The sequence below is a fragment of the Corynebacterium sp. HMSC08D02 genome (assembly GCF_001807505.1).
GTDB lineage: Bacteria > Actinomycetota > Actinomycetes > Mycobacteriales > Mycobacteriaceae > Corynebacterium > Corynebacterium pseudogenitalium.
The window spans coordinates 1-1,148 of the sequence record NZ_KV789241.1; the positions used below are offsets into that span (position 1 = coordinate 1).

The 1,148-nt window shown below is 56.0% G+C and carries 1 protein-coding gene; it reads right to left on the minus strand.

Features of this window, described 5'->3' with window-relative positions; all coding sequences use genetic code 11:
- Window positions 1–1,148 (minus strand): zinc-dependent metalloprotease (locus tag HMPREF3170_RS05195; RefSeq protein WP_210385498.1); only part of this gene is annotated, 1,148 nt, incomplete at both ends.

Genomic DNA, 1,148 nt, shown 5'->3' on the forward strand with positions numbered 1-1,148 from the left:
ATCCAACCCAGGATTTGCAACCTTCAAGCTCACCATATTCTCACCACGGTGAAGCTCAGGGTCACCTACAACAGCAACCTTGACAGAACCCTGCGCATCTTCTGCCGCCTGCATCGCTTCCTGCTGGGCAGCCAATGCCTTGGCATCAACCTTGCCACCGGCAGCACCGATCGTGGAGTTGTAATCCTTACCAATCTTGCCGGTGTTAATCATCAAGTTGTCCCAGTCAGCTGGCACACGGTAGTCACCTTTGTAGCAGTCCACACCTGGCTGGTTGCACACCTCCGGCAGTGGGCCACCGGAGACGGCTTCTTCATCCGAGTAGTTAAAGTGGGTGAACTGGTAGAGGTAGTTCATCACCGAGTAGTAGTTCGGCAGGTAATCCGACTGCGGGACCTCGTTGGCGAACTTCATCGAACCATTATGATTCAACCCCAAGGTGTGGCCCAGCTCGTGCATGATCGTGTTACGCAGCTGATCATCGCTGCGCATACGCTCATGCTTGGCAACATAAAACGAGTTATCCGCAACCAAAGCCAAGCCGGTACCCCAGTGGCCACGCTGCATCTGATCGCCAATAACACCAACCCGGAAGACTGCCGCACGCGCACCCAGCATCGTGTCAATATTCTCGACCAGCTTCATACCAGGCACCGTGCCCTCAAAGTAGTACGGTGCATACGGCTCAGTCTGCCCACCGTGACGCGTCGGGTAGTTGACAATGTTGGTGTACGTATCACCCGCATCAATGTGCAGGTTGACCCCGTACTGATCGAAGCGGTCCACCAGCTGCTGCAAAATATCGCGACTTGGCCGGTAGCTTGCCGTCGACAGCTGCGCACACACATCAGCATCCGCACCAGGTGTGTCGCACCCGGCCTGCTGCCACTGCGAATTCATCCAATTAAGCTGCAGGAACAAATCCGGTCGCTCAGGATCAGCACCCCACTGATTCAGTGGCATGGCCGTACCGTCGCTTAGGGTAACCCCTTCACGCTCCCAGACATCCGGCAGACCGTCACCATCAGAATCAACAGCACTGTCTTGGGTTGTAACCTCCATGTGCATGGCAGCAGTCAACGTGTTGCCTGCATCAATGCGCTCAAACCAACGCCCACGCTGGAAGCTGGCCCCTGCCGGATCCACAA